Below are 25695 nucleotides of genomic sequence, written 5' to 3'. Positions count from 1 at the left end.
CAACCGACCACTGACACGCACCCGCCGCATACGCCGCGACGCGTCAGACGCCGGCCTCGTCGTCGCCGAAGTGCCGTTCCCAGAACGCCTGCGCCTCGTCGGGTCGGCCCGCCTGGTCCAGCCACCTCGCGGCGGCGCCGGCGGCGTGGCTGCTCACCTGGGTCGCACCGGCGGCTCGGGCGCGGACGGCGACGTCGTCCAGCTGCGCGAGCCCCTCGGCGTCGCGGCCGATCCGGAGCAGCGTGATGCCGTGCAGGCTCTCGCAGTCGAGGGCGCGGGCGCCGTCGCCGAGGGCCTCCCACACGGCGGGCAGACCGTCGAGGGTGTCGAGCGCGCGCTGGTGCTCACCGGCCTGCGCGAGCAGCTGCGCGGTCAGGCTCCGGAGCGTGGCGTCCTCCCACGGGAAGTCCCAGGTGGCCAGCCCGTCGGCCGTCGACGGCTCCGTGAGGACGCGTACCTGTGCGGCCTCGTTGGCGCTGCGGGCGTCCAGGAGGTCCGCGAGCGCCGCATCGAGCCCGTCGGCGTCGAAGCGCGCCCAGATGCGGTCGCGGCGGACCACCAGGGCCGCGGCGTCCTGCCCGCCGGCGACGGCTGCGTCGAGCGCCTCGGCGTACAGGCGGGTGGCCTCGACCGCGTCCGTCGTCTCCCGCAGACCGGCGAGACGGTGCAGCGCGTGGCACGCGTGCGCGGGCGCTCCGTCGGGCCCGGTCGCGAGGCCGACGGCCTCACGCGCGAGGGCCTCCGCCCGGTCGGGCTCCTCCAGCGCGGACGACAGGCGGGAGGCCAGGTCCAGCAGGGCCAGGCGCTGCTCGGCCCGGTACTGGCGCTGCCTGCGGGGCACGACCCGCTCGCGCGCGACGATCCCGAGGGTCGACTCGGCCAGCTCGATCGCCTCGATCTCGCGACCCCGCCGGGCCATGACGTGCGCGACGAGGGTGCGGCAGTCGATGGCGACGTCGGTGAGGCCCTCGTCGAGGGCGGCCGCGGAGACGGACATCGCGTGGGTCTCCGCGCGCTCGTGGTCGCCCGACGCGACGAACGCCCGGACGCGCGCCGCCTCGACGTGCAGGGCGAGCGCGGGTGCCCCCGCGGTCCGCGCGACGGCAGCGGCGTCGTCGAGCAGCGCGAACGCGCCGGGCAGGTCCCCGGCGTTCGCGCTGGCGCCGGCTCGTCCGCCGAGCACCTGGACGCGCACCTCCGGCTCCTCGCCGTCCTGGAGCGGCTCGAGGACCGGGCCGTCGGGATCGGTGGCGAGGCGCAGACGCGCGACGAGGCCACGGTCGTGCGGGGTCGGCTGGTCGATCGAGGCCAGCAGGTCAAGCGCCGCGGTGCGCAGGCGGGCGGCAGGCTCGTCGGACGCGTCGACGGCCAGCCGGGAGCGGGCCAGCGCGCGCTGGCTCGTGGTCCCCGCCGCGTCCACGGCCTCCAGCACGGTCGTGACGTCGATCGGGCGCGCGGCACGCAGGTCGCCCAGGAGCTCGACGAGGACCGCCTCGGCCTCGTCGCCGAGCTGGCGGTAGAGCCGCGCCGCACTCTGCGTGAGGCCCGGCTCGGGGTCGATCGAGCTCCAGGCGACGAACGCGTCGAGGTCCGCGCGGGCCCGGACGTCGGCGGTCTCCGCCTCGCGCCGCGTCGCCCAGTGCGCGGCCAGCCGGTCCCAGGTCGGGCGGTGCGCGACGCGTTGCGCCAGGGCGGCGAGGTCCGCCAGCGCGGGGACGTCGAGGGCGCCGAGGTCGACGTCCTCCTGGAGGGCGGGGTGTGCCGGGACCCGCGGCAGGTCGAGCGGCGGGTCGGTCGCGCGGTCCGGGTGGGTCGAGCCGAGCGGGAGGGCCGGCAGGTCCGGCGCGGTGATCCAGCGGCGGACCTGGTCGCCGACGACCGGGGTGCCGTTGCGGTCGTCGAACCGGCGCGCGGTGTCGAGCGCCTGCGACTCGACGCGGGCGAGCAGGTCGGCGGCGCGCTCGGGCTGCCGGCCGCGTCCCCGGACCAGCCGGTCGCCGTCCCCCACCTCGACCACCGTCCGCAGCAGGCGCGTGGCGGCCGCGGCGAGCTGCATCCCGGTCATCGGCGACGACGGTCGCTCCAGTGCGTCGAGCTGCTCCGCGAGGACGTCCAGGCCGCGGCTGATGTTGCCGGTGCGCGCGAGGACCTCCAGGTGCCGGGCGACCGCGGCGGTCTCCCCGGGGTTGCGTCGGCTCGCGCGGTAGGCGCTGCGGTGCATCGCGGCGGCCGTCTCGACGTCACCGAGCTCGACGATCGACGCCAGCGCCATGCTGACGCACCGTTGCGGCTGCTCGGAGCACCCGACCTCGCCGCGCACCACGGGACCGAGCTCGTCGACGGCCTCCTGGTGCCTGCCCAGGTCGGCCAGGTGGGAGATCCGGACCTCCGGCTCGCAGCCCTCGCAGTCCGACAGCCGCGTCCGGGGCGCGCGTCGCCACGCGTCGAACTCCGCCTCGGCCGCCGCCGCGCCGTGGACGTGCGCGCGCAGCACGTAGGTGCAGCTGAGCACGGGACCGAGCCCCTCGCCCGCCGCGACGTAGCGGCGGCGCATGCCGTCGAGCACCGTCTCCAGCTGGTCCAGCGCGACCTCGGGGTGGTCGAGGAGGTCGACCACCATCCACTTGTGCAGCCACAGCACCCGGTGCCGGTCGTCGGCCGTGAGCCAGTCCGGGTCGGCGTCGTAGCGCTGGACCAGGAAGGMGAACGGCGCGAACATCCGGTGCTTCGCGGTCGCGTAGAAGCACGACTCGACGAGCTCCAGCCGGGCCCGGAACCGCATCTCGTCGTCGGCGGAGGCGTCGGCGGCCCGGACGAGGTCTTCGGCCGCGGCGGTGCGCTCGAGCGGCGGGGCGAGGGCGACCTCGTGCAGCAGCTGCTCGAGCTCGGCTCGGGTCGTGGTCACGTGAGGGTCCCTCCGGGTTCGCCTACCGCACGGTCGAGCAGGGTGTTGAAGGAGCGGTCGACCAGCGCGGCGTCGACCGGGCGGAGCCGTCGACCGCCCGCGAGCACGGCCCTCCCGTACAGCGACTCGGCCGCGACCTGCCGCAGCGCGGCGTCCTGCAGGACGAGGATCCGCCGCACCGTCGGGTTGGTGTCGTTGAGCAGCAGCCGCGGGCGGTCGCTGCCGCCGTCGTCGAACGCGCCGAGCAGCGCGCTCCACACGTCGTCGGCCTCCGCGGCGGCGGCGCGCACCTCCCGCCGGTCGCGACGGTCCCCCTCGTCGAGGAGGAGTGCGGGCAGCGAGGCCGGTGCGAACGCCCGCAGCTCGACGTCCACCTGGACACCGTCGAGCGCGGCCCGCACGTCGGCCAGCGCGGCCGCCACCTCGCCCAGCCGCTCGTCGGGGACGAGCCGGACGTGCCCGTCGATGTCGGCGGGCACGACGACCTCCACGACGGCGGTCGGCTCGACGTCGACCAGCCGGCGCACCAGGTCGAGGTCGAACGTGTAGCCGCCGTTCACCACGGCGACGCCCTGCGCGGCCAGCACGGAACCGACCTGGCGGAAGTCGTCGACGGTCCCCGCCACCCGCACCACGTCGGTGGTCCGCAGGAGCTCGGGCAGCGTGCACCGGCCCTGGTTGGTCTCGAACGGCAGGAGAGGCAGGAGGATGCGGAGCAGCTCGTCGTCCTGCAGCGCCATCGCCTTGACGGCGACCTGGTGGACGGCGAGGAACCGGCCCATCCGCTCGGGCTGCGTCGACGCCATGCGCACCAGCCACGCGCGCACCTGGGCGCCGATCTCCGCGCGCGTCTGCTCGAGCAGGTCGTCGTCGAAGAGCGCCTCGCGGTTGGCGGTGGGCCGCAGCAGCTGGGAGTCCACCGCGCACCGGACGAAGAACGCCCACTCCGGGACCAGGTCCGGGACCTGGTCGGACAGCAGCATGCCCTTGAGGTGCACCCGGTGACGTCCCTGGCTGGCGCTCGCCGCGCGGTGCCCGCCGATCACGGCGACACCGTCGAGCCCCGCCTGCGGCACCCGGATCGGCAGCACGTGGAACGGCGCTCCCCCCAGGTCGGCGGTGGCGAGCTCCACGCAGGCGGCCCGTCGGCGCTCGGGGTCCTCGATCCGCCACGGCGGCGTCTGCAGGCTCGCCTCCACGTCCCCCGTCCCGGTCCGCACGACGACCCGGTGCGGCAGGTACGAGCCGAAGTGCCGGGCCAGCTCCACGACGGCGGTGCTGTCGAGCAGGTGCTCGCTCCCGCGCCGCGGCGCCAGCGTCACGCAGGTCCCCGGCCCGTCGGCCAGCCACGTCCTGCGCTCGTCGTCCGCCGCGAGGCCGTCCGGCAGCGTCGACAGCTCGTACGTGCCGTCCGCGTGCCCGAGCCACCGGACCCACGGCCCGCCGGCCCGTCGCGACACCACCTCGATGTCCTCGCTGACCATGAAGCAGCTGAGCAGCCCGATGCCGAACTGCCCGAGCAGGTCCGCGCGCGCCAGGCCCAGCTCGTCGCGCTTGCTGGACCGGCCGATGGTGGCCAGGAACGTGCGCACGTCGTCCTCGTCGAGCCCCACGCCGGAGTCCGTCGCGTGCAGCCGGCCGTCGGTCGCGACGTCCGTGGGGACCAGCAGCAGCGCGGGCCGGTCGTCGCCGGACCCCCGCACCGTGACGGCGTCGGCCGCGTTCTGCATCAGCTCGCGGACGTACACCCGCGGACCGGAGTACAGGTGGTGGCTCAGGAGGTCGACGATGCCGCGCAGGTCGACMTGGAAGGTGCTCTCGTCCTCGGGCACGCGTGAACTGTAGGGCAGGCGTCCAGCACGGGGGCGGCGTTCGCGCGGACATGGAGCGGCCCACCGCACCCGGTCGGGGGTGCGGTGGGCCGGTTCCTCACTTGTAGGTGATGGACGAGGTCGAGTACCCGCACGCGGAGGAGGGTCCGGAGCCGATCTTCGACGGTTCGCCGGAGGTCACGCCCTTGTACTCCTCGCAGATCACGATCTTCTTGGACGAGTCGTTGTAGATCGTCACGTTCGTGATCGTGGCCTTGTCACCGAGGTTGGAGTTGATCCCGGCCARCGACTTGCCCGGCGCGGTCACCTTGATGTTGTCGATGACCACGGTGCGGGCGTACTGCTTGGAGCAGTTCCCGCACGAGCGGTAGAGCTTGCCGAAGTCGGACACGGTGAAGTTCTTGATCACGAACTTGCCCGGGCCGTTGTGCTGGAAGACCTTGTCGGAGGCACCCTTGGCACCGCCGCCGTTGACGGTCATCACCTGCGAGCTCGACGAGCCCTTCAGCGTGGCCGCGTCCTCGCCCACGTCCTCCCACCACACGTTCTCCARCGTGCAGGTGCCCGTGCAGTGCACCCCGTCACCGGCACCGGTGCCGATGATCACGTTCTTCAGCGTCGCSCCGTCCGAGAGCTGGAAGATCGGCGGCTGGGACTCGTCCTGGTCACCCGAGGAGATCCCGTAGTACCGCACGTACCCACCATCGAGGGTGCCCGAGACATTGATCGTCGAGGACACCTTCTTCTCACCCGACGCCGACGGCCACGAACCSGACGGCGGAGCCGTCGGGGACGAGGTCGGCGACGACGTCGGGCTCGACGTCGGCGACGAGGTCGGGGAGGAGGTCGGGGACGACGTCGGCGACGTGCCGTCGGCGTACGTCTCGAACTCGGCGACCTGCGGGGTGGAGGACGAGCCGGTGATGTCGAACGTGATCTTCTTCAGCGAGGTCGAGCTGAAGCTGATCGTGCCGGCACCGTTGCCGCTCTTCAGGACCGAGCCGGTGTCCGCGTTCAGCAGACGCCAGGCGCCGATCCGGCCGCTGGCACCCGAGGTCTCCCGGATGACCACCGACGACACGGTCGTGGCGGAGCCCCACTTGATCGAGATCTGGCCGGTGGAGCCGCTCGGGGACCAGTACGTGCTCAGCGAGCCGTCCTTGACGTTCCCGTAGCTGGTTCCGCTGCCCTTGCTCGAGCCGTCGGCACCCGCGCCGAGGCTCAGGTTGGTCGACGCGGCCTGCGCGGCCGACATCGAGATCGCGGTCACCCCGATCGTGGCCGCCATGGCCAGGGTGGCCAGGGCCGCGAGGGGCCGTCGTGCTGAAGTCCGTCTCATGATTGCCTCATCTTCATCGGTGAATGTGAGTGCCGACGCGATCGCGTCAGCTGGCGTAGGTCTCGAACTCCGCGACCTGCGGCGACGACGACGCGCTGGTGATCTCGAACGTGATCTTCTTCAGCGACGTGGAGCTGAAGCTGATGACGCCGGCGCCGTTGCCCGTCTTCAGGACCGCGCCGGTGTCGGCGTTGATCAGCTTCCAGGCGCCGATCCGGCCGCTGGCACCGGAGGTCTCACGGATGTTGACCTTCGAGACCGTGGTGGCGGAGCCCCACTTGATCGAGATGCTCCCGGTGGAGCCGCTCGGCGACCAGTACGTGCTCAGCGAGCCGTCCTTGACGTTGCCGTAGCTGGTCCCGCTGCCCTTGCTCGAGCCGTCCGCACCAGCGCTGAGGCTGAGGTTGGTCCCGCTCGGGGCGGTCGACGTCGGGGTCGGGGTGGGCGTCGACGTCGGGGTGGAGGTCGGGGTCGACGTCGGGGTGCTGGTGGGCGTCGTCGTCGGGGTCGCCGTCGGCGTCGTCGGGGTGCACGAGCCGTTCGAGACGCTCAGCCCCTTGCCGGCGCCGGCCGTCTGGCTGACGATCGACGGCACGCAGCTCGCGCCGTCCAGCGTGTACGAGTACGGGATGCTGACCGACGTCGTCGACGTCACGTTCGGTCCGGCCGGGTTGTTCTCGCTGCTCTTGGCCGACCAGGTGATGTTGTCGAAGATGTTCCCCGCGACCTGCCAGGTGCCGGCCTGGTCCGTGTAGAACGTGCCCAGGACGTCCTTCGAGTCCTTGAAGTAGTTGTTCTCCACCTTCGCCTTGGCGCCGGCCCGGGAGTTGATCCCCGACTCGTGGAGGTTCACGTAGGAGTTGTTGTAGATGTGCGCGATGCCGCCGCGCAGCAGTGGGGTGCGCGAGTCGAGGTTGGTGTAGAGGTTGTGGTGGAACGTGATGAACCCGTTCCCCCGGTCGTCCTCGCTGGACCCGATGAGACCGCCACGGCCCGAGTTCTTCAGGACGCTGTAGGACAACGTCACGTACTGGACGTCGTTCTTCATGTCGAAGAGGCCGTCGTAGCCCTCGGACTCGCCGCCCGACGCCTCGAGGGTCACGTGGTCGACCCACACGTTGCGGACCGTGCTCTCCATGCCGATGGCGTCGCCGCCGTTGGACGTGGGCGAGCCGGACTTCTTGACGTTCTTGACGGTGACGTTCTGGATGATGATGTTCTTCGAGTCCCGGATGTGGATCCCGATCTGGTCGAACATGGCACCGCTGCCCGCGCCGACGATGGTGACGTTGCTGATGTTCTTGAGCTCGATCACGCCCGCCGCGGTGGTGCAGCTGCTGCCCGAGACCTTGGCGGTGTTCCCCACCGTGATCGTCCCGGAGACCTGGATCGTGATGGGGGTGCTGGCGCTGGCGCGGCTGCACAGGGCCTGGTGGATGGCGGTGCCGGTGGAGGCGCTGACGGTCGCGCCACCGGCGCCACCGGTCGTGCCGCCGTTCTGCGTCGCGTACCCGGTGACTCCGCCGGTCGCCGCCTGCGCGGCAGACATCGAGATCGCCGTCACCCCGATCGTGGCGGCCATGGCCAGCGTGGCCACCGCCGCGAGGGGTCGTCGTGCTAGTGCTCGTCTCATCGTTGCCTCATCTTCGTCATTGGAGGTCAGGCCGCTGCTGTCGACCCGGGGGCTGTGGCGTCCCGGGGTCGGGAGCGTGAGCAACCGGTTTCTCGATGGTAGGAGACCGCTTTCCAAGGACCGAGGGGCGAAACGTTTCGGCACCGTGTTTCTCATCGGACCGCCAGGCCCGCAGCGGCACCGCGCGGGCGCCCCGGTGCGGACCGGGGCGCAGTCAGCCGCACGGTGACGCCCGTGACCGCCTAGACGACCCCGGCGACGGTGCCCGTCGTGACCGACAGCGCGGCCGCGGCGGCGTCCGCGCTGCGCCGGGCCCGGGCTGCCGTCGCGCCGACCGCGACGACCTGCGCGACCCGGTCCAGGTTGCCGTTGCCGGACCCCACGGTGGCGCCCTCCTCGACCAGGAAGCGTGCGTCCACCACCCCGGCGACCTGCTCGGCCGCCGCGAGACCGCCCAACGACCGGACCGTCCCGGCCTCCGCGGACACGAACGCCGTCGCAGCGGCCTGGCGGACCTCCGGGGTGCCCGCGAGCGGCTCCAGCAGCCCGGCGGCCCACGCCAGCGCCGACTCCTCGAGGTCGAACCCGGTGGCGAGCGCGACCAGGTCGACGATCCGGTCGCCACCGGGGCGGTCGTGCGACTCGATGATCGCGGGACCCCGGGGCGTCAGCTTCACCTCGGTGTGCGACGGCCCGTCCGTGACACCCACCGCCGTCAGGAGGTCGACCGCCGCACCGGACAGGACCGCACGCTGGTCGGGCGTGCACCGCGCCGGGAAGAGGTGGCCGCGCTCGACGAAGCCGGGTCCGACGGCCTTCTCCGTCACGCCGATCACCACGTGCCGCCCCGCGAACGAGAAGCACTCGACGCTGTACTCGGGCCCCGCGACGAGCACCTCGAGCAGGTGTCCCGTGATGCCGAACTGCCGGCGACCCGGCCTCTCGAGGTCCGCCTCGACCGCGCGCAGGAGCCCGAGCGCCGCGACGAGCTCGTCGTCGTCGTGCACACCGAAGACCCCGATGCTCGCCGCGCCGTCGACCGGCTTGAGCACCAGCGGGTAGCCCACCTCCCGGGCGAAGCCCAGCGCGGCCGGCTCGTCCGCGACCACCCTCGACGCGACGTGGACGAGGCTCGGCACGTCCGCGATGGCCGCGCGCATCGCCGCCTTGTCCCGCAGCGTGGCGGAGACGGCCGCACCGTGCCCGGACAGGCCGAGCCGGGCGCGCTGGCGGGCGGCCGGGACGAGGCCGGCCTCGGTCATCGAGATCACCGCGCCGATCGTGCGGCGCGCACGCAGGTCGTCGACGGCCGCGTCGAGCAGCGCGTCCTGCGTGAAGTCGACCACGACGGTCGTGGCGTCCTGCCGACCGCCCACGACGTCGGGCCGCTGCACGTCGATGACCGCGATCCCGAGCCGACGGGCCGCCTCGAGGGTCTCCGGGCGTGCGCCGAGAACGAGCAGGTGGGACGTCACAGAGGGTCCTCCGGTCAGGGATGGAGCGGTCACAGGGCTGGTGGGGCGATGCGGGCGTGGACGATCTCGTCGTCCCGGCCCGCGGCGGMGGCGATCCGGGAGCCGTCGGGTGCCCAGGCCCCGGACCCGCCCGCGGACCGCTCGCCGAGCGGGTGCCCCGCGACGTTGGCGGCCACCGTGTACAGCCCGTTGTCCAGGGCGCGGGCCCCGAGGCGGACGTCGAGGCGGCGTTCCTCGCCGCGCGTGTACAGGACCGACGCCGCGTACACGTCCGCCCCGGCGGCGGCCGCGCGCTGCGCGTGGTCCGGGAACGACGTGTCGACGCACACCGCGAGCGCGACGCGCCACCCGGCGACGTCCACCGTGACGGGTCCTGCCCCGGGCGCGAAGTGGTCGACCTCCGCACCGTGCAGGTGCGACTTCGGCGCGACCACCACGGACCCGTCCGGCCCGAGGACGAGCGACGCCAGGGACCTGCGCGCGTCGTGCACCACGGGTGCACCCACCACGACGGTGGCGCCGGACTGCGCGGTCAGCGCCCGCAGCGCGTCCAGGCGCGGGTCGTCCGGCTGGAACCACATCGTGTCCTCGTGCAGGAGGCTCAGGTCGTAGCCGGTGAGCGAGAGCTCGGGCAGGACGACGAGCTCCGCTCCGTCGCCGATCGCCTCCGTCGCGACCGCGAGCGCGCGACGGGCGTTCGCACCGACGTCGCCGGGCACCGCAGAGAGCTGGACCGCTGCGACTCCGAGATCCGCGCGGCTCATCCCGGCACCACCGCCCGGACGACGAAGAACACGACGATGCCGATCGCGGCCGAGGTCAGGAACTTCTTGGTCACCATCCCCGCGACCACCGTCGCGGCGCTGCCGGCGAGGTACGGCGCGAGCTGGGCCAGGTCCTCGCCGCCGCCGGTCGGGGTGAGGACGGCCGGGAAGACGAGCGCGGCCAGCACCGCGGGCGGGGCGTAGCCGAGGGCCACCTGCCAGCGGTCGGGCAGCTCCTTGCCACGCAGCACCACCATCGGAAGGTACCGCGGCAGGAAGCTGGCCAGACCGACCAGCACGATCACGAGGGCGATGTTCATCGGGACTCCGGCTCGACGACGGGGGCAGGTGCGAGGTCGGACGCGTCGCGTGGTTCACGGGCACGCACGACGGCGTCCCACGCGGCGCCGGCGGCGATCCCGGCGGCCAGGGCGACGATGATCCCGAGGTTGTACGGGAGCCACTGGAACGCCATCGTCGTCATGCCTGCGGCCGCGACGACGGTGGCGATCTTCCGGCTGTCGACCATCAGGGCCAGCATCGCCAGGAACATGGCCGTCATCGGGAAGTCGAGGCCCATGGCCTGCGGGTCCGGGATGAGGGCGCCCATGAGCGCCCCCGCCGAGGTGCAGACCATCCAGGTCGCGTACATCACGCTCGACGCGCCGATGAAGAACCAGTGGGTGTGCGAGTTCAGGCTGCCGTTCTTGAGCCGGTCGATCGCGACGAAGAAGACCGCATCGATCAGGCCGAACGCCACGACGACCTTCCAGCCCCGCGGCACGTCGATCAGGTACTTGCGCAGCACCGTGGAGTAGATGAGCATCCGCAGCCCGAGCACGAGCGTGGTCAGGAACACCGTCACGGCGCCGGCTCCCTGGGCGAGCAGCGAGAACGCGACGAACTGCGCCGTGCCCGAGTTCGCCGCCATCGCGAGGCCGACCGTCTCCAGCGGGGACAGCCCGCTCGTGACGCCCAGGGCCCCGCCGACGACGGCCATCGGGATGACCGAGAGCAGGAACGGCAGCACGCTGCGCACGCCCTCGACGTAGCGCGTCCGCGCGGTCGCGACCTCGGGGGCCAGGTCGACCGGCGCCTCGGTCGAGGGCACGTCGGCGGCCATCAGGCGCGCACCACGGACTGCAGCTCGGCCACGACGACCCGGGCGACGGCCTCGGGTTCCGACTGGCAGAAGTAGTGCCCACCGCGGGGGATCCGGTGCACCGACACGTCGTCGCTGACCGCCGACCAGGCGGGGAGGCGGGTGCCGTGCTCGAGGGTCAACGGGTCGTCCTGGGCGTACACCAGCGTCAGCGGAGCGGCGAGGCGCCACCCGTCGGCCCCGTCGACGACCGTGGTGAGGTACCGGTTCGCGGTGGTCGAGTCGTGCCGGAAGACCCGCGCGACGAACGCGCTGAACCTGTCGTCGTCGACGTCGACCCCGGTCAGCCCGGACTCCTCGACCAGCCACCGGACGACGTCGCCGTCGGACATGCTCTCGACGGCCGCGACGCCCTCCCGGATCTCGTCGGCGGAGTGCAGGACCTTGCCGCCCACGAACACGTGGCTCACGCCGTCGCCCTCCTCCTCGAGAAGCCGGGCCGTCTCCAGGGCGAGCGCCGACCCGACGCAGTGGCCCCAGAGGGCGACCGGTGTGGTGATCGAGTCCTCGATCTCCTGCACGACCGCGCGGCTGACCTCACCGAGCGACAGGAGGTCGTCCGGGCCGGCGCCCGCGTGGTGACCGGGGGGCTCGACGGCGAACACGGCGAGCGTCGGCAGCAGGTCGCACAGGTGGCGTGCCAGCGCGTCGAACGTGACCGCGTTGCCGCCGGCGAACGGGAAGCACACGAGGCTGAGCTCCGCGACGGACGGGTCCCCGGCCAGGTGCTGGAGCACCCCCGTGGGGCGGGGCTCCGCCAGGGGCTGCGCGTTGCGCTCCGCCACCACGCTCAGCGCCTCCAGGCCGCTGTTGCGCATCAGGTCCGCGATGGTCACGAGGCCCGCGAGCTCCACCACGGCCCGCATCGCGGTCAACGAGCTGCCGCCGAGCCGGAAGAAGTTGTCGTCCAGCCCGATGGTGTCGACGTCGACGGTCAGCACGCGCGCCCAGGCCGCGGCGATCCGCCGCTGGACCGCGGTCTCCGCAGGCCTGGCCGGCGCCACGTCCGCCGGGGCGACGACGGTCCGCCGACCCACGACGTCGACGGTGGACGACCGTCGCGTCACGACGGCCTCCCGGTCGGTGCCGAGCAGCCCGTCGAGGTCCTGCGGGGCGTCGGCGTCGGCGGTCATCGCGTCGAACACCGCGCGGTAGGCGCGGCCGAACGCCTCGACGAGGTCGTCGTCGATGACGTTCGCGTGGTGGTGCAGGCTCAGCCGCACCTCGTCCGTGCGGAAGTGCTGGGAGAACTCGGCGCGCAGCAAGAACTCGGTCTCCGAGTCCGCCCGGACGTCCAGCACCGAGAACCCGGGCAGCTCGTCCAGCTGCCGGAGCAGGTAGAAGTGCGTGAAGTTGAAGGCCGTCTCGAACAGCGGCTCCAGGGTCCCCAGGTCGCGCTTCATCTGCGCCATCGGGTACCGGCGCGCAGGCAGCAGCGCCGCCTCCGCGTCGTGCACCGCCCGCACGAGCCCCGCCCAGGTGCCGTCGCCGACCGTCACGCGGAACGGCACGGTGTTGAGGAACAGCCCGATCGCCCGGGTGGCGTCGTCGGTCTCGGGCCGGCCGCTGTGCTCGTAGCCGGTCATGACGTCCGACCGGCCGGACAGCACACCGAGCGCGGCCAGGTGGCCGGCCATGAGGACGTTCTTCACGGGCACGTCGAGCCGACGGGCCAGCGCCACGATCCGGCCCGAGGCGCCGGCACCCAGCTCGACCTCGTGGAACCGGACGTCGAACTGCTCGCCGTCGACACCGGTCCTCGACCTCGGCAGCCGCGTGAGCTCGGCGCCCTCCAGCAGACCCGCCCAGAACTCCCGGTCGGCGCTGCGGGCCAGCGACTCCCGCTCGAGCTCCGCGTAGGTGCGCAGGTGGTTGGCGACGTGCACCTCGGGGACCGGCTCACCGGCGAGCAGGCGCTGGTAGATCCCGAACAGCGTCGTGTGGACGAGCGTGATGCTCCAGCCGTCGAGCGCGGAGTTGTGCTGGCTGATGCCGTACCGGAACAGCCCGTCGCCCAGCAGGTGCAGGTGGATCCGCACCAGGCCGGGCTCGGTCCAGAGGAAGGGGTCGGCCTTCTCCCGCTCCACCCAGTCGCGGTACCAGACCTCCTGCTCGTCCGGGGTCAGGTGCCGGACGTCGTCGACGCGCAGGGGCGACGACGCCTCCGCGTGCACGAGCTGCAGGCTCTGGCTGAAGCCGTCGAGCCGGTAGCTGGTGCGGAAGATCGGGGTCCGGGCCACCAGGACGCGGACGGCCTCCTCGAAGACGGGCACCGAGAGCGGGCTGGCGAAGACGTAGCTGAGGATGTCGTGGTACTCGGCGGCGCTCTTGCCGAGCTCCGACTCGAAGACGAGCCCGGCCTGCAGCTGCGTCATGGGGTAGGCGTCGACGACCCCGTCGGGCAGGCGGGCGGCGTCCGCGGCGGACAGCGCCGAGAACTGCTCACGGACGACGTCCTCCGCGGCGACGTCCACGTCCGGACGCTCGGCGACGAACGCGCACAGGGCGCCGACGGACGGGTGCCGGAACAGGTCCTGGAAGGTGAACGTGACCCCTGCGGMACGCGACCGGGCCAGCACGGTGACGAAGTGGATGGAGTTCCMGCCGAGCGCGAAGAAGTTGTCGTCGACGCCGACCTGCGCCACGCCGAGCACGTCGGCCCAGATGGCCGCCAGCCGCTCCTCGACCTCGTCCCGCGGGGCCACGTACGGGGCACCGGCGATCTCGGTGGGCAGGGCCCGCCGGTCGAGCTTCCCGCTGGGGGTCAGCGGCAGGGCGTCGAGCACGACGACGTGCGGCGGCACCATGTGCTCCGGCAGCACGCGGGCGAGCGCCGCGCGGACCTCCTGGACGTCCTGCGTCGCGGGCTGCGTCAGGTACGCCCACAGCACCACCTGCCCGTCCGGTGCCGTGCGCGGGACGACGACGGCCTCGGCGGCCGAGGTCTCCCGGCGCAGCGTCTCCTCGATCTCCCCGAGCTCGATCCGGTACCCGCGGACCTTGACCTGCTGGTCGATGCGGCCGAGGTACTCGATCGAGCCGTCGTCCCGCCACCGGGCGAGGTCGCCCGTCCGGTACGCGACGGCCTCGTCCTGCGTCGCCACGAAGCGCTCGGCGGTGAGCTCCGCCCGGCCCAGGTAGCCGCGCGCCAGGCCGACACCGGCGATGAGCAGCTCGCCGGGGACGCCCACCGGCTGAGGCCGTAGGTCCTCGTCAGCGATGTGGATGCGGGTGTTGTCGATCGGCCGGCCGATCGGCACCGGTCCGTGCTCGGCCGGGTCGCACCGGTGGTGCGTGACGTCGACCGTCGCCTCCGTCGGCCCGTACAGGTTCACCAGCTCCGCCGTCCCGGCGTGCCCGTCGAACACCGTGGAGAAGGCCTCGACGTGGTGCCGCCCGAGCGCCTCACCGCTGGCGAACACCCGGCGCAGCGTCGACAGCCGTGCCACCTGCCCGCTGCGCCGCACGTCGCCGAGGAACGCCCCGAGCATCGACGGGACGAAGTGCAGGGTGGTCGCGCGGTGCCGCTCGATCGCCGCGACGAGCCGCTCGGGGTCCTTCTCRACGCCCGGGGCCGGCAGGCACACCGACGCGCCGACGAACGACCACCAGAACAGCTCCCACACGGAGACGTCGAACGAGACGGGCGTCTTCTGCACGATGACGTCCTGCGGCCCGATCGGGTACGCCCCCTGCATCCAGGCGATCCGGTTCACCACCGACCGGTGCTCGACCTCCACCCCCTTCGGCGTGCCGGTCGACCCGGACGTGTAGATCACGTAGGCGAGGTCACGGGACGTGAGCCCCTGCGGTCGCACGAACGGCCGCCGTTCCCGGTCCTCACCGGGCTGTGGGTCGAGGTCGAGCACGACGGCTCCTCGCCCCTGCAGCTCGGCGACCCGGCTGCCGCGCGCCAGCACGATCCGCGCACCGCTGTCCTCGAGCAGGAACCGGATGCGCTCCTGCGGGTAGCCCGGGTCGACGGGGACGTACGCGCCGCCCGCCTTCAGGACGGCGTAGATCCCGACGAGCATCTCGGGCGAGCGCTCGGCGGACACCGCCACGAGCTCCTCGCGGACCAGCCCTGCGGCGAGCAGCCGGGCCGCCAGCGCGTCCGACCGGGCATCGAGCTCGGCGTAGGTCAGCGAGCCCTCGTCGGTCACGACCGCGACCGCGTGCGGCCGGGTCGCCGCCTGCTGCCGCAGGTGGTCCTCGAGGCGGGCCTCGGCGTCGAACGGCACGACGGTGTCGTTGGCCGTCGCCACCACCGCGGCGTCGGCCTGGTCGGTCAGGTCGATCGTGCGCAGCGGCGCGTCCGGGCTCGCGGTGCTGCTGACCAGCGCCTCCCGGACGTGCCGCAGGATGCGGGCCGCGCTCACCTCGTGCAGCGACCGGGAACCGAACGTCGCCCCGAGCGAGAGACCGTGCGCGGTCCGGACGGTGTGCACGACGAGCGGGAACCGTGTGTCGTCGTGCCCCACCGCGTCCTGCGACCCCACGCCCGTGAGCAGGACCGCCGCGAACGGGTGCCGTTCGGACGGCTCCAGGCTTGACACCGCGGGACCGGCGAGCTCGACGGGGAAGTCCGAGTGCACGAGCGCCGCGCGGACGGCGTCGCCGACGTCCGCGAGCGCCGAGCGGAGAGTCGTCGTGGGACCGCACGTCGCCGGCACGACCAGCGCCTGCGTCAACGTCGGCACGGCCGGGGTGATCGCCACGGCCACGTCGTCCTGGCGCACGTGCCGGCGCAGGACCGTCAGCACCCCGACCAGGACGAGCGTGCGGAGGGCCTCGTCATCGTCCCGGCTGATGCGGCGCAGCCGCTCGGCGAGGTCGGTGCCGAGGTCGAGCGTGACGGTCGAGCGGACGTCCGCACCGTCGGCCCCGACGTCGTCGTGCTGGAAGCCGGCCGGCTCGGGCAGGCGAGCGAGCAGGTCGGTCCAGAACGCGCGCTCGACCGGTCGGCGGGCTGCCTCGACGCGGAGCGTGCCGAAGGTCTCGAGTGACTGCATGGGTGTCCTTAGCGTCAGAGGTCGAAGGAGAGCGAGACGGACTGGCGTGGCGCGGCGCGCGCGGCGAGCGACTGCAGCGGGACGTCGGGGTCGACCGTCGCGGCGTCGACCACCGCGAGCAGGTCGTCCCGGAACGACTCGACCGACGCGCGGTCGAACAGGGCGGTGGAGTACCCCCACACGGCCTCGAACGTCTCGCCGTCGTCGTCGACCTGCAGGTTGAGGTCGAAGATCGTGCTGCCCGTCAGCTCCGGGCGCCACCGTGGGCGACCCCCGAGGAGCTGCACTTGGGCGAGCCCGGTGTCCTGCAGGGCGAACAGCGTGTCCGCGAGGGGGTGCCGGTCCCGGCCGACCGCGCGACCCGCAGCGGCGAGACCCCCGTCCATCGCGGCGACGCTGGCCTGGGCCGTCGACACCACGAGCTGACGGAACGTCGTCGTCGGCGCGGGGTGCAGCGGGACGGCCGCGGTGGTGACGAACATGCCCTGGACCCGCTCCGTGTGCGGGACGTTCCGGCCGGAGAACGGCACCGCGACGGTGACGTCGTCCGCCCCGGTGACCCGGCCGAGGAACGTCGCGTACGCGGAGAGCAGCACGACGAACGGGCTCACGCCCAGGTCGCGCGCGCAGGCACGCACCCGTCGCGACCTCGGGTCCCCGAGCGAGAACGACAGGTACCGACCGGCGGTGGAGCGCAGCGGCGGCCGGGGCCGGTCCACGGGCAGGTCGGGAGGCGGCTGCGTGGTTCCACCGGCGTCAGAGACCGCCCGCCCTGGAACGGCGGACCACGCCGCGAAGTCGCGGTACCGCAGCGGCGGTGCGAGGACGTCGACCCCGTCGAGGAGCGCCGACCACTCCTCCATCAGCAGCCGGAGCGAGAACCCGTCCGTGACGAGGTGGTGGACGTCGAGCACGATCGCCGACCGCCCGGGTGCGCGCACCACCGCGAGCCGCCAGAGCGGGGCACGTCCGAGGTCGAAGGGCCGGACCCACGTCCGGGCCCAGCCGTCGAGGTCGGCCCACGCGTCGAGCGCGACCGTCTCGAGGTGCACCCGGCACGACGCCCCGACCTCCTGGACCGGGGCGCCCGAGGAGTCCGTGCGGAACGACGTCCGCAGCACCTCGTGCCGGCCGACGAGCGTCTCCCACGTGGACGTGAGGAGGTCGAGGTCGAGGTCGCGCGCCCCGACGTCGACCACCACCGGCAGGTTGTAGTCGAGCGAGCCCGGTGCCGCGGTCAGCTCGGCGTGCACGGCGCGCTGCTGCGGTGACAGCGGGCCGACGAGCGCGCCCGACCCGGCCGTCGGACCCTGCTGTCCGCCCTCGCGCGGGAGCGATGCCACGAGCTCGCGCAGGCTCCCCCCGCCGAGCACGGCGGCCACCGGGCACGACCAGCCCAGCCGCGACCGCACCAGACCCGCGATGCGCGTCGCCGACAGGGAGCTGCCGCCGAGGTCGCGAAGGGTGTCGTGCGGACCCACGACGGGGACGCCGAGGACCTCGCGCCAGAGGGACGCCATGCGCTCCTCGTCGGTGCTGAGGTCGACGGCGACGACGAGCACGCGTCCCGGTTCGGGCAGCGCCGCCCGGTCCACCTTGCCGTGCGCGGTGAGCGGCAGCCGGTCCAGCACGACGACCGACGTCGGCACCATGTGCTCCGGCAGGACGGTCCGCACGAGCGCCCGGAGCGGGCCCTCCTGCAGGTCGCGCGAGCCGGTGACGTACGCGCACAGCTCGCTGTCGGACGAGCCGCGCCGCCGGCGCACGACGACCACCGCCTCCTCGACGCCCTCGATCCCGCACATCACCTGCTCGACCTCCGCGGGCTCGACGCGGAACCCGCGGATCTTGACCTGCTCGTCCAGCCGCCCGCGGAAGTCGATGCTCCCGTCGTGCCGCAGGACGACCCGGTCCCCGGTCCGGTAGAGCCGCTCGCCGGCCACGAAGGGGTGCTCGACGAACGCGGCCTGCGTCGCGTCCGGTCGCCGGTGGTAGCCCAGCGCGAGGCCGTCCCCGCCGACGTGGAGCTCTCCGGGCACCCCCACCGGCACCAGCCGGCGGTCGGGGCCGAGGACGAGCGCCGTCGAGTTCGCGATGGGCCGGCCGATCGGCACGCGGGACCCCGACGACGGCGAGACGCGGTGCGTCGTCGAGATGACCGAGTTCTCGGTCGGGCCGTACGCGTTCACCAGGCGCAGCCCCGGGTTCGCGGCGAGGACGGCGCGGGCGTGGGCGGCGGACAGGACGTCCCCGCCGACCACCAGATCCGTCATCGGCGCGAACAGCGTCGGATCCTCGTCGGCCAGGTGCGCGAACAGTGCCGACGTGACGAGCCCGCTGGTGATGCCGTGCTCGGCCAGCGCCGCCCGCAGCTCGACGGCGTCGATGACGGTGGCCCGGTCGAGGACCACGAGCGTCCCGCCGTTGACCAGCGCGCCCCACATCTCGAACACCGAGGCGTCGAAGCCGGTGGCGCCGATGTGCGCCATCACGGTCCCCGCCCCGAGCTCCACGTACGACGAGCCCACGACGAGCCGCACGACGCCCCGGTGCGGGATCAGCACCCCCTTGGGCTCGCCCGTGGTGCCCGAGGTGTACATCAGGTACGCGGCCGCACCGGCGTCGGCCAGCACGTCCGGCTCCCCGGACCAGGCGGGGGGCGCGTCCGGGTCGACGACCGGCACCCCGCCCAGGTCCGCGGGGATCCGGGACCGCTCGCCCGCGGCGGCGACCACCACGGCGGCGGCGCTGTCCCGGAGCATGTACGCCACGCGCGCGTCGGGGTACTCCGGGTCCACCGGCAGGTACGTCGCACCGGCCCGGAGCACCGCGAGCGCGGCGACGACCAGCGACGCACCCCGCGGCAGGAACAGCGCGACGACGTCCCCCGGCCGGGCGCCCGCCGCCCGCAGGTCGACGGCGAGACGGCCGGACGCGTCGGCCAGCTGCCCGTAGGTGAGACGCGTCGCGCCGTCGACCACCGCGACGGCGTCCGGTGCCCGGTCCGCGTGGCCCAGGACGAGGTGCTCGATCCGCGCGTCCCGGGGGTAGTCGCGACGGGTGCTGTTCCAGGAGCCGAGGATCTGCGCGCGCTCCTGTGCGCTGAGCGGGTCGACGGCGCCGACCGCCGTGGACCCCTCGACCACCAGCGCGACGGTCGCCGCGAGGTGCTGCGCGTGCCGGCTCATCGCGGCGGGGTCGTGCCGGACCGGGTCGAACTCGAGCGCCACCGTGGGCACGTCCCCGGCGGTCAGCACGAGCCACGGCGCGCACCCCGGCGGCCGGACCCGCGGGCCCACGACGACCGCGGGCAGGCTCTCCCAGTCGGACTCCCGCACCGGCCGGCCGGCGGCGGCGGCGTCGACCACGTCCCGGCAGAGCGCGTCCGGGTGCAGCGCGAGCTCGACGACCTCCGGCTGCTCCCCGTCCGCCCGCACGATCGGGACGACGTCCACGCCCGTGTGGTGGTTGAGCAGGACGGCCCACGCCGCGACCAGGTGGTCGACCGTCGGCGCTCCCGCGACGGGGACGTCGACCCTGCCCACCGCCGACGGTGCCGAGCCCGCGGACCGGTCGGGCGCCGCGATCCAGCTGAGGACGTCGCTCACCGCGCACCCTCCGACGCGAGGGCCTGCGCCAGCCGGCTGACCGTGGGGTGCAGGTAGAGCGACCGCAGCGGCAGCGTCGGCAGCCCACCGTCGCGCATCGTGGCCGCGAGCCGGACGGCGAGCAGGGAGTTGCCGCCGAGCTCGAAGAAGTTGTCGTCGACCGCGACCGGGACGCCGAGGGTGCTCTCCCAGGCGGCCCGCAGCGGTTCGAGGGCGTCGACCGGCGCCGTCGTCACGGGCTGGGCACGCGGTGCCGTCGTCACCGGCCGGGCCCGTGGCGTCTCGAGCGGGTCCGGCAGCGCCCGGACGTCGAGCTTCCCGTTGCGCGTGAGGAGGAGCTCCGGGACCGGCGTCAGGGTCGCCGGAACCATGAACGACGGCAGGAGCCGCCCGATGCGCTGACGGACCGTCTCGGTGTCGGTCCCGTCCAGGACGAGGTACGCGTCGAGCCGGGCGCTCGCGGCGTCCCGCTCGACGTCGCCGCCCACGACCACCGCGCAGGAGACCACGCCGGGCACGTCCTCGATCACGGCTCGCACCTCGTCGAGCTCGATCCGGAAGCCACGGATCTTGACCTGGGTGTCGATGCGCCCGAGGTGATCGAGCGTCCCGTCCGGACGCAGGCGCCCGAGGTCCCCGCTGCGGTACAGCCGCCGGCCCGTCACGGGGTCGGCGACGAACCGTTCCGCGGTGAGCTCCGGGCGGCCGAGGTACTCGATCGCGAGCCCGTCGCCACCGACGAGGATCTCGCCCGGCATCCCGGTCGGCACGGGGCGCAGGTGCTCGTCGCGCACGCACACCGACCACCCGCGGATGGCCCGGCCCACCGACCGCGACCCGGTCAGCGCCGCGTCGCGCGTGACGTCCTGCGCCGTGACGTGGACCGTCGTCTCGGTGATCCCGTACATGTTCACCAGCCGGCACGTCGACTCGGGGTACCGGTCGAACCAGGGCAGGAGGCGACGCGCGTCGAGCGCCTCTCCGCCGAAGACGACGAGGCGCAGGTCCAGCCGCGACGACCCCGTGCGGCCGTCCGCCTCGATCAGCTGGTCGAACGCCGACGGCGTCTGGTTGAGCACCGTGACCCGCTCCCGCTGCAGGAGGCGCCACAGCTCCTCGGGGTCGCGCGACGCCCAGTACGGCACGACCACCAGGCGCGCACCCGTCAGGAGCGGGCCCCAGATCTCCCAGACGGAGAAGTCGAACGCGGTGGAGTGGAAGAGGGTCCAGGTGTCGTCGGCGCCCAGGGCGAGGTCCTCCCGCGTCGCCGCGACGAGCGCGGTCACGGAGCGGTGCGCGACGACGACCCCCTTCGGGCGCCCGGTCGACCCCGACGTGTAGATGACGTACGCCGGGTCCTCGCCCGCGACGGCGCGCGACGGCCGCGTCGGGGCGGGCCGGTCGGCCAGGAGCGCGGGGTCGACGACGAGCACACCGTCGGGTGCCGGGAGGTCCGTCCTGGTGGAGACGACGACCCGGAGCCCGGCGTCCTCGATCACGTACGCGAGCCGGTCGTCGGGGTACGCGGGGTCCATCGGGACGTACACGGCCGACGCCTTGAGGACGGCCAGCATGGTCGTCACGACGTCGGCCGACCGCTCGAGGCAGATGCCGACGCGGTCCCCCGGTCGGACGCCCGCCCCGACGAGGACGTCCGCCGCACGCTCGGCACGACGCTCGAGCTCGGCGTACGTCAGCGAGGTGTCGCCGTCGGTCAGCGCGACCGCGTGGGGTGACGACGCGACGACCCGCGCGAACGCGTCCGGCAGGCTCGTCCCCGGTTCCTGCGGCACAACCGCGTCGGCGGTGTCGGTCGTCCCGGCGGTCGAGACCTGGCCGACGCTCAGGTCACCGCCCGCGACCTGGGCGTGCACGTGGACGAACGTCTCGAGGAACGTCGCCGCGGAGTCCTCGTCGAGGTCCTCGCGCCGGGCCACGAGGGTCAGCGTCGTCGTCCCGTCGACCGTGACCGGGCAGAGCGTGAGCGGGAAGGGTGCCGAGAGCACGGGGACGACCCGGTCCCCGGGTCGCGCGACGCCGCCGTCGACCACGCCGGCGACGACCCGACCGTGCCGGCGGGCCACCAGGCGGTCGTAGGTCGCCTGGTCACAGCCGCTCGCCGGGTTGGCGAGGGCACGTGCGACGGACCGGACGACCTCCCGCGTGGCGAGGTCGTCGTCGACGGGCACCTCGACGAGGACCGGCCGGTCGGCCCTGCTCCCGTCGTGCGACCGCACCAGCCCCGCCACCACCGGGAGCGCCKACCGACCGTACCGACCGAGCACGACCGCGAGCGCTGCGACGACGACGGCCGTCACGTCACCGACGACGGGCGCGAGCGTCGCGTGCAGCACGTGGTCACCGGCCGCACCCGGGACGCGCCCGAACGGGTCCACCAGGTCCGCGTCGAGGTCGTCGCGCGCGGGCGCCTCCGCTGCACCGGATCCGGCGACCGCCGTCTCCACCGGGCGGTCGCCCAGGAGCACGTCGGCGACGTGCCGGAGCGACTCGGCGTCGAGGTGTGCGCGGTCGGCGACGAGCACGAGCTCACCGCCGCCGTCGGCCCCCCGGAGCAACGTCGCGCGCACGAGCCGGCCGGGTGCGAGCGGTCGGTGGGCCTCCGCCCGCGCGGCCGAGGCGTCCTCCGTCCACAGCTGCGCGGGACGCGCGTCGGGCCACGTCGCGACCGACAGGCGGCGCAGCCGGTCCGCGACGTCGGTGGTCGACGGGAACCGCGCCAGCGGGACCGTCAGGGAGTGGAACGCGCCGTCGTGGACGACGGACGCGGACGACGAGCGCGCGACGAGGAACGGGCGTGACACGGGGAGCCTTTCGGGTGGAGGGAGCGAGGGCGGATCAGTGAGCCGTGAAACCGCCGTCGACGGCCATCACGCTGCCGGTCACCTGCCGGGCGTCGTCCGAGGCGAGCCACAGCGCGGCGGCGGCGATGTCCTCGGGTTCCATGAGCGCGTTCATGGGCTGCGACTGCACGAAAAGCTCCTCGTGCTCGTCGACCGGCACAGCGAGCGAGCGGGCAATCTCCTCGAGCATCCGGCCCTCGACGGAGGGTTCGTCGCGGACCGATCCCGGGCACAGGGCGTTGACCCGGACCTTGTGCGGCGCGTAGTCCAGCGCCGCGGCCTTGCTCAGCCCGACGAGCCCGTGCTTCGCGGCCACGTACCCGGCGAAGTTGCGGTACCCGACCAGCCCGGCCGTCGAGGCCACGTTGATGATGCTCCCGTGCCGACGAGCCACCATGTGCCGCCCCACGGCGCGCATCGTCCGCCACGCCCCCGAGAGGTCGACGTCGAGCATCAGCTGCCACTCGTCCTCGTCGATGTCGTGGACGGCCTTCCCCGACGGGGACGCGATCCCCGCGTTGTTGACCAGGACGTCCACCACCCCGAAGCGGTCCAGCGCCTCGTCGACGACCCGGTCCACCGCGGCGGCGTCCCGCACGTCGAGCGTCCGGACCAGCACCCGGGCGCCGGCGTCACGGCACAGGCGCGCGGTGTGGTCCAGCTGGCTGACCGTGCCCATCGGGTACGGGACACCGGCGACCGGTCCGGCGACGTCCGTCAGCACCAGGTCCGCGCCCTCGTGCGCGAAGCGGACCGCGGTCGCCCGGCCGAGGCCGCGGGCCGCGCCCGTGATGAGCGCCGTCTTCCCCTGCAGGCGGCTCACGGTGCCGCGACGGCGTCGAGGTCGGCCGCGACGATGTCGAGGACCTCGGCTGCGGAGTCGGCGAGGTACATGTGCCCACCGGTGACCCGGCGCAGCACGAAGCTGCCGGTCGTCGCCGCCGCCCACTGCATCGCGGCCTCGTCGTCGACCAGCTCGTCGTGGCTGCCCCGCAGGGACGTGATCGGTGCCGCCAGGACGACCCCGTCGCGCGCCACGTAGTCCTCGTGCATCAGGACGTCGGCGCGCAGGGTCGGCAGCAGGAGCTCACGGAGCTCCGGGTGCGCCAGGGCGGGGTGCTCGTACCCGGCGAACCGCTGGACCTGCTGCAGGAACGCGTCGTCGGACAGCTCGCTGGCACGTTCGGTGCGACCGCTCCACGGACCCGGGGACCCGCTGACGACGAGACGCGCCACGTCGACCCCCGACTGCTCCAGCGCGAGCGCCAGCTCGAACGCCACGACCGCTCCGAGGCTGTGCCCGAAGAGCACCACCTGCTCCCCCGAGCCCACCTGCGGCCGCACCTCGTCGACGATGGAGGCGACCGCGTCCGCGACCTTGGTGAACGGCTGGTCGACAAACCTGTCCTCCCGTCCAGGAAGCTGGACGGGCACCACGTGAAAACGATTTCCGGCCGGTTCTGCCCACGGTCCGAAGAACGAGGCGCCCGCACCGGCGAACGGAATGCACAGCAAAGTAGTCATAGTCATCTTCTCGTCGGGTGGAATGGCGACAATGCGCCGGGCGATCAGTGGACGCGGACGGTCTCGGTCGGACAGAGCTCGAGCACGAGGTCGATCACGGTCGGTGCGTGGGCGGGGTCCAGCACGAAGAAGTGACCCCCGTCGAACAGGTGCACGGGACAGGGGGCGCCGACGCGAGCACGCCACGCACCGAGGTCCTCGGCGCGCACGACGGCGTCGGTCCGACCGCCGAGCACCCGGGTGGGGACGGTGATCGTCGCGTCCGCCGTGAGGCTGACGAGCCGCCGCCCGAGGGTCAGGTCCGCGGCGAGGACGCCCAGCACGTAGGCCCGCAACGACGGGTCGTCGAGGATCTCCGACGGGGTGCCACCCGCGCGCGACAGGACTCCCACCAGGGCGGACTCGTCCTGGACGTCGATCTCGTGCGCCGCCGAGCCCGTCGGGACGGCGGCGCTGAGCACGAGCCCGTCCGCCAGGCCGGCCTCCCGCAGGTGGGTGGCCACCGCGAGATGGGCGCCCAGGCTGTGCCCGACGAAGACCGTCGGGCACGGCTCGAGCTCCGACAGCTCGTCGACGACGGCGTCCAGCACCTCGCGCGGCGAGGACGTCGTCGGGTCGAGGAACCGGGCCTCACGCCCGGGCAGCGTGACGCCCAGCACCTCGCAGTCCGGCGGGAAGGCACGCGCCAGCGGCCCGTAGGCGAGCGGCCCCGCACCAGAGTGCGGAAAGATGACAATGCGTCGGCGCGGTTCCCCCGGCGTCGCCCGAACGGGCGCACACCACACTCGTCTCACCCAGTCCCCCCTGAGACCTTCTGCATGCTCACGACGCGCAAGTCACAGGCCCATAACTGCCCAAATGCTCCCGAACCGGACTTACGCGGGCAAAAGGTAGCACGAGATCAGTTCGTGATCATCGCCCCCTCGGGGAATCTCACTCCCGACGGCCGCGCTACCCGCCCGCCGGGGCCGCGGACGCCACCGGCTGACGCAGGATCGTGCGCTGCTTCTCGGGCGAGATCCTGCGGCGGTCGCTGAGGTAGATCTCGTGGTGCGTCCCCACCAGGCGCAGCCCGTGCTCGGGGACGAACTCGTCGTGCAGCTGCGCCAGCACGCCGGCCTCGTCGTCGAACGAGCCGACGTGCAGCGTCTGCACGCACCGCCCTTCGGACAGGGTCTCCAGCCGGACCACGGGCCGGTCCCGGGCGCCGACCTTCTCKATCGCCGCAGCGACCGACTCCCCGTCCAACCAGTCCGGGACGAGGATCATCAGCGTCCAGTCCCACCGCGACTTGTCCCGCGCCGCCGTGAACGCACCCATGTCCTGCGCCCACCACAGACCCTCCAGCGGCGGGACCACGTAGTCGCGGCCGAGCTGGCGCTTGCTGGCGAACTTGAGCGTGTACGCCACCGGGTACAGCGCCTCGACCGCCTCCGCGAAGTCCGGCGACGAGTTCGGGTCGCCGTGGCCGTCGACCATCAGGTACCGCAGGTCAGGGACGTCGAGGATCCGGAACTGCCCCCGCCGGGCCTGGTAGCTGTCGAGCGACTTCTTGACGTCGACCTTGTCCGACACCGCCG

At 73.5% G+C, this 25695-nt stretch carries 15 protein-coding genes; all 15 read right to left on the bottom strand.

The window, feature by feature from the left end; all coding sequences use genetic code 11:
* Positions 1-43 precede the first annotated feature (43 nt).
* Positions 44-2905 (bottom strand): hypothetical protein, encoded by a 2862-nt coding sequence (locus ACXJKF_RS02750; RefSeq protein ID WP_456786207.1) that lies wholly within the window; start codon positions 2903-2905, stop codon positions 44-46.
* The gene (locus ACXJKF_RS02745) at positions 2902-4737 is read right to left on the bottom strand and encodes an HSP90 family protein (RefSeq protein WP_456786206.1); all 1836 of its coding nucleotides are present in this window, start codon (positions 4735-4737) and stop codon (positions 2902-2904) included. Before ACXJKF_RS02745 ends, ACXJKF_RS02750 begins: the two co-directional genes overlap by 4 nt.
* A 97-nt stretch (positions 4738-4834) precedes the next feature.
* The gene (locus tag ACXJKF_RS02740) at positions 4835-6076 is read right to left on the bottom strand and encodes a pectate lyase (RefSeq protein ID WP_456786205.1); all 1242 of its coding nucleotides are present in this window, start codon (positions 6074-6076) and stop codon (positions 4835-4837) included.
* Between the two features lie 46 nt (positions 6077-6122).
* Complete coding sequence (locus ACXJKF_RS02735; RefSeq protein WP_456786204.1) at positions 6123-7709, bottom strand: pectate lyase family protein; 1587 nt, start codon at positions 7707-7709, stop codon at positions 6123-6125.
* Between the two features lie 242 nt (positions 7710-7951).
* Positions 7952-9184, bottom strand: a complete 1233-nt coding sequence (locus tag ACXJKF_RS02730; protein ID WP_456786203.1) for an ATP-grasp domain-containing protein — start codon at positions 9182-9184, stop codon at positions 7952-7954.
* Positions 9185-9213: 29 nt separating this feature from the next.
* The gene (locus ACXJKF_RS02725; protein WP_456786202.1) at positions 9214-9948 is read right to left on the bottom strand and encodes a carbon-nitrogen hydrolase family protein; all 735 of its coding nucleotides are present in this window, start codon (positions 9946-9948) and stop codon (positions 9214-9216) included.
* Entirely contained in the window at positions 9945-10268 is a 324-nt protein-coding gene (locus ACXJKF_RS02720) for an AzlD domain-containing protein (protein WP_456786201.1), read from the bottom strand. The genes ACXJKF_RS02725 and ACXJKF_RS02720 overlap by 4 nt, the downstream gene beginning before the upstream one ends.
* Positions 10265-11071 carry an AzlC family ABC transporter permease gene (locus tag ACXJKF_RS02715; protein ID WP_456786200.1) on the bottom strand — a complete coding sequence of 269 codons (807 nt, stop codon included), beginning with the start codon at positions 11069-11071 and terminating at the stop codon, positions 10265-10267. Before ACXJKF_RS02715 ends, ACXJKF_RS02720 begins: the two co-directional genes overlap by 4 nt.
* Positions 11071-16122 (bottom strand): amino acid adenylation domain-containing protein, encoded by a 5052-nt coding sequence (locus ACXJKF_RS02710; RefSeq protein WP_456786199.1) that lies wholly within the window; start codon positions 16120-16122, stop codon positions 11071-11073. The genes ACXJKF_RS02715 and ACXJKF_RS02710 overlap by 1 nt, the downstream gene beginning before the upstream one ends.
* 14 nt (positions 16123-16136) lie before the next feature.
* Positions 16137-19730 (bottom strand): amino acid adenylation domain-containing protein, encoded by a 3594-nt coding sequence (locus ACXJKF_RS02705; protein WP_456786198.1) that lies wholly within the window; start codon positions 19728-19730, stop codon positions 16137-16139.
* Entirely contained in the window at positions 19727-22552 is a 2826-nt protein-coding gene (locus ACXJKF_RS02700) for an amino acid adenylation domain-containing protein (RefSeq protein ID WP_456786197.1), read from the bottom strand. Before ACXJKF_RS02700 ends, ACXJKF_RS02705 begins: the two co-directional genes overlap by 4 nt.
* A 34-nt stretch (positions 22553-22586) precedes the next feature.
* On the bottom strand, positions 22587-23414 hold the full coding sequence (locus ACXJKF_RS02695) for a mycofactocin-coupled SDR family oxidoreductase (RefSeq protein WP_456786196.1): 828 nt from the start codon (positions 23412-23414) through the stop codon (positions 22587-22589).
* The gene (locus ACXJKF_RS02690) at positions 23411-24115 is read right to left on the bottom strand and encodes a thioesterase II family protein (protein WP_456786195.1); all 705 of its coding nucleotides are present in this window, start codon (positions 24113-24115) and stop codon (positions 23411-23413) included. Before ACXJKF_RS02690 ends, ACXJKF_RS02695 begins: the two co-directional genes overlap by 4 nt.
* A 44-nt stretch (positions 24116-24159) precedes the next feature.
* Positions 24160-24900, bottom strand: a complete 741-nt coding sequence (locus tag ACXJKF_RS02685; protein ID WP_456786341.1) for a thioesterase II family protein — start codon at positions 24898-24900, stop codon at positions 24160-24162.
* A 166-nt stretch (positions 24901-25066) separates the two neighbouring features.
* Positions 25067-25690, bottom strand: coding sequence for a GyrI-like domain-containing protein (locus ACXJKF_RS02680; RefSeq protein WP_456786194.1), 624 nt, complete (start codon positions 25688-25690; stop codon positions 25067-25069).
* Positions 25691-25695 lie beyond the last annotated feature (5 nt).

Source organism: Cellulomonas sp. P5_C5 (assembly GCF_054049655.1).
The sequence above is the reverse complement of the archived record's forward strand: the minus strand, read 5'-3'. Positions and strand labels throughout refer to the sequence as shown.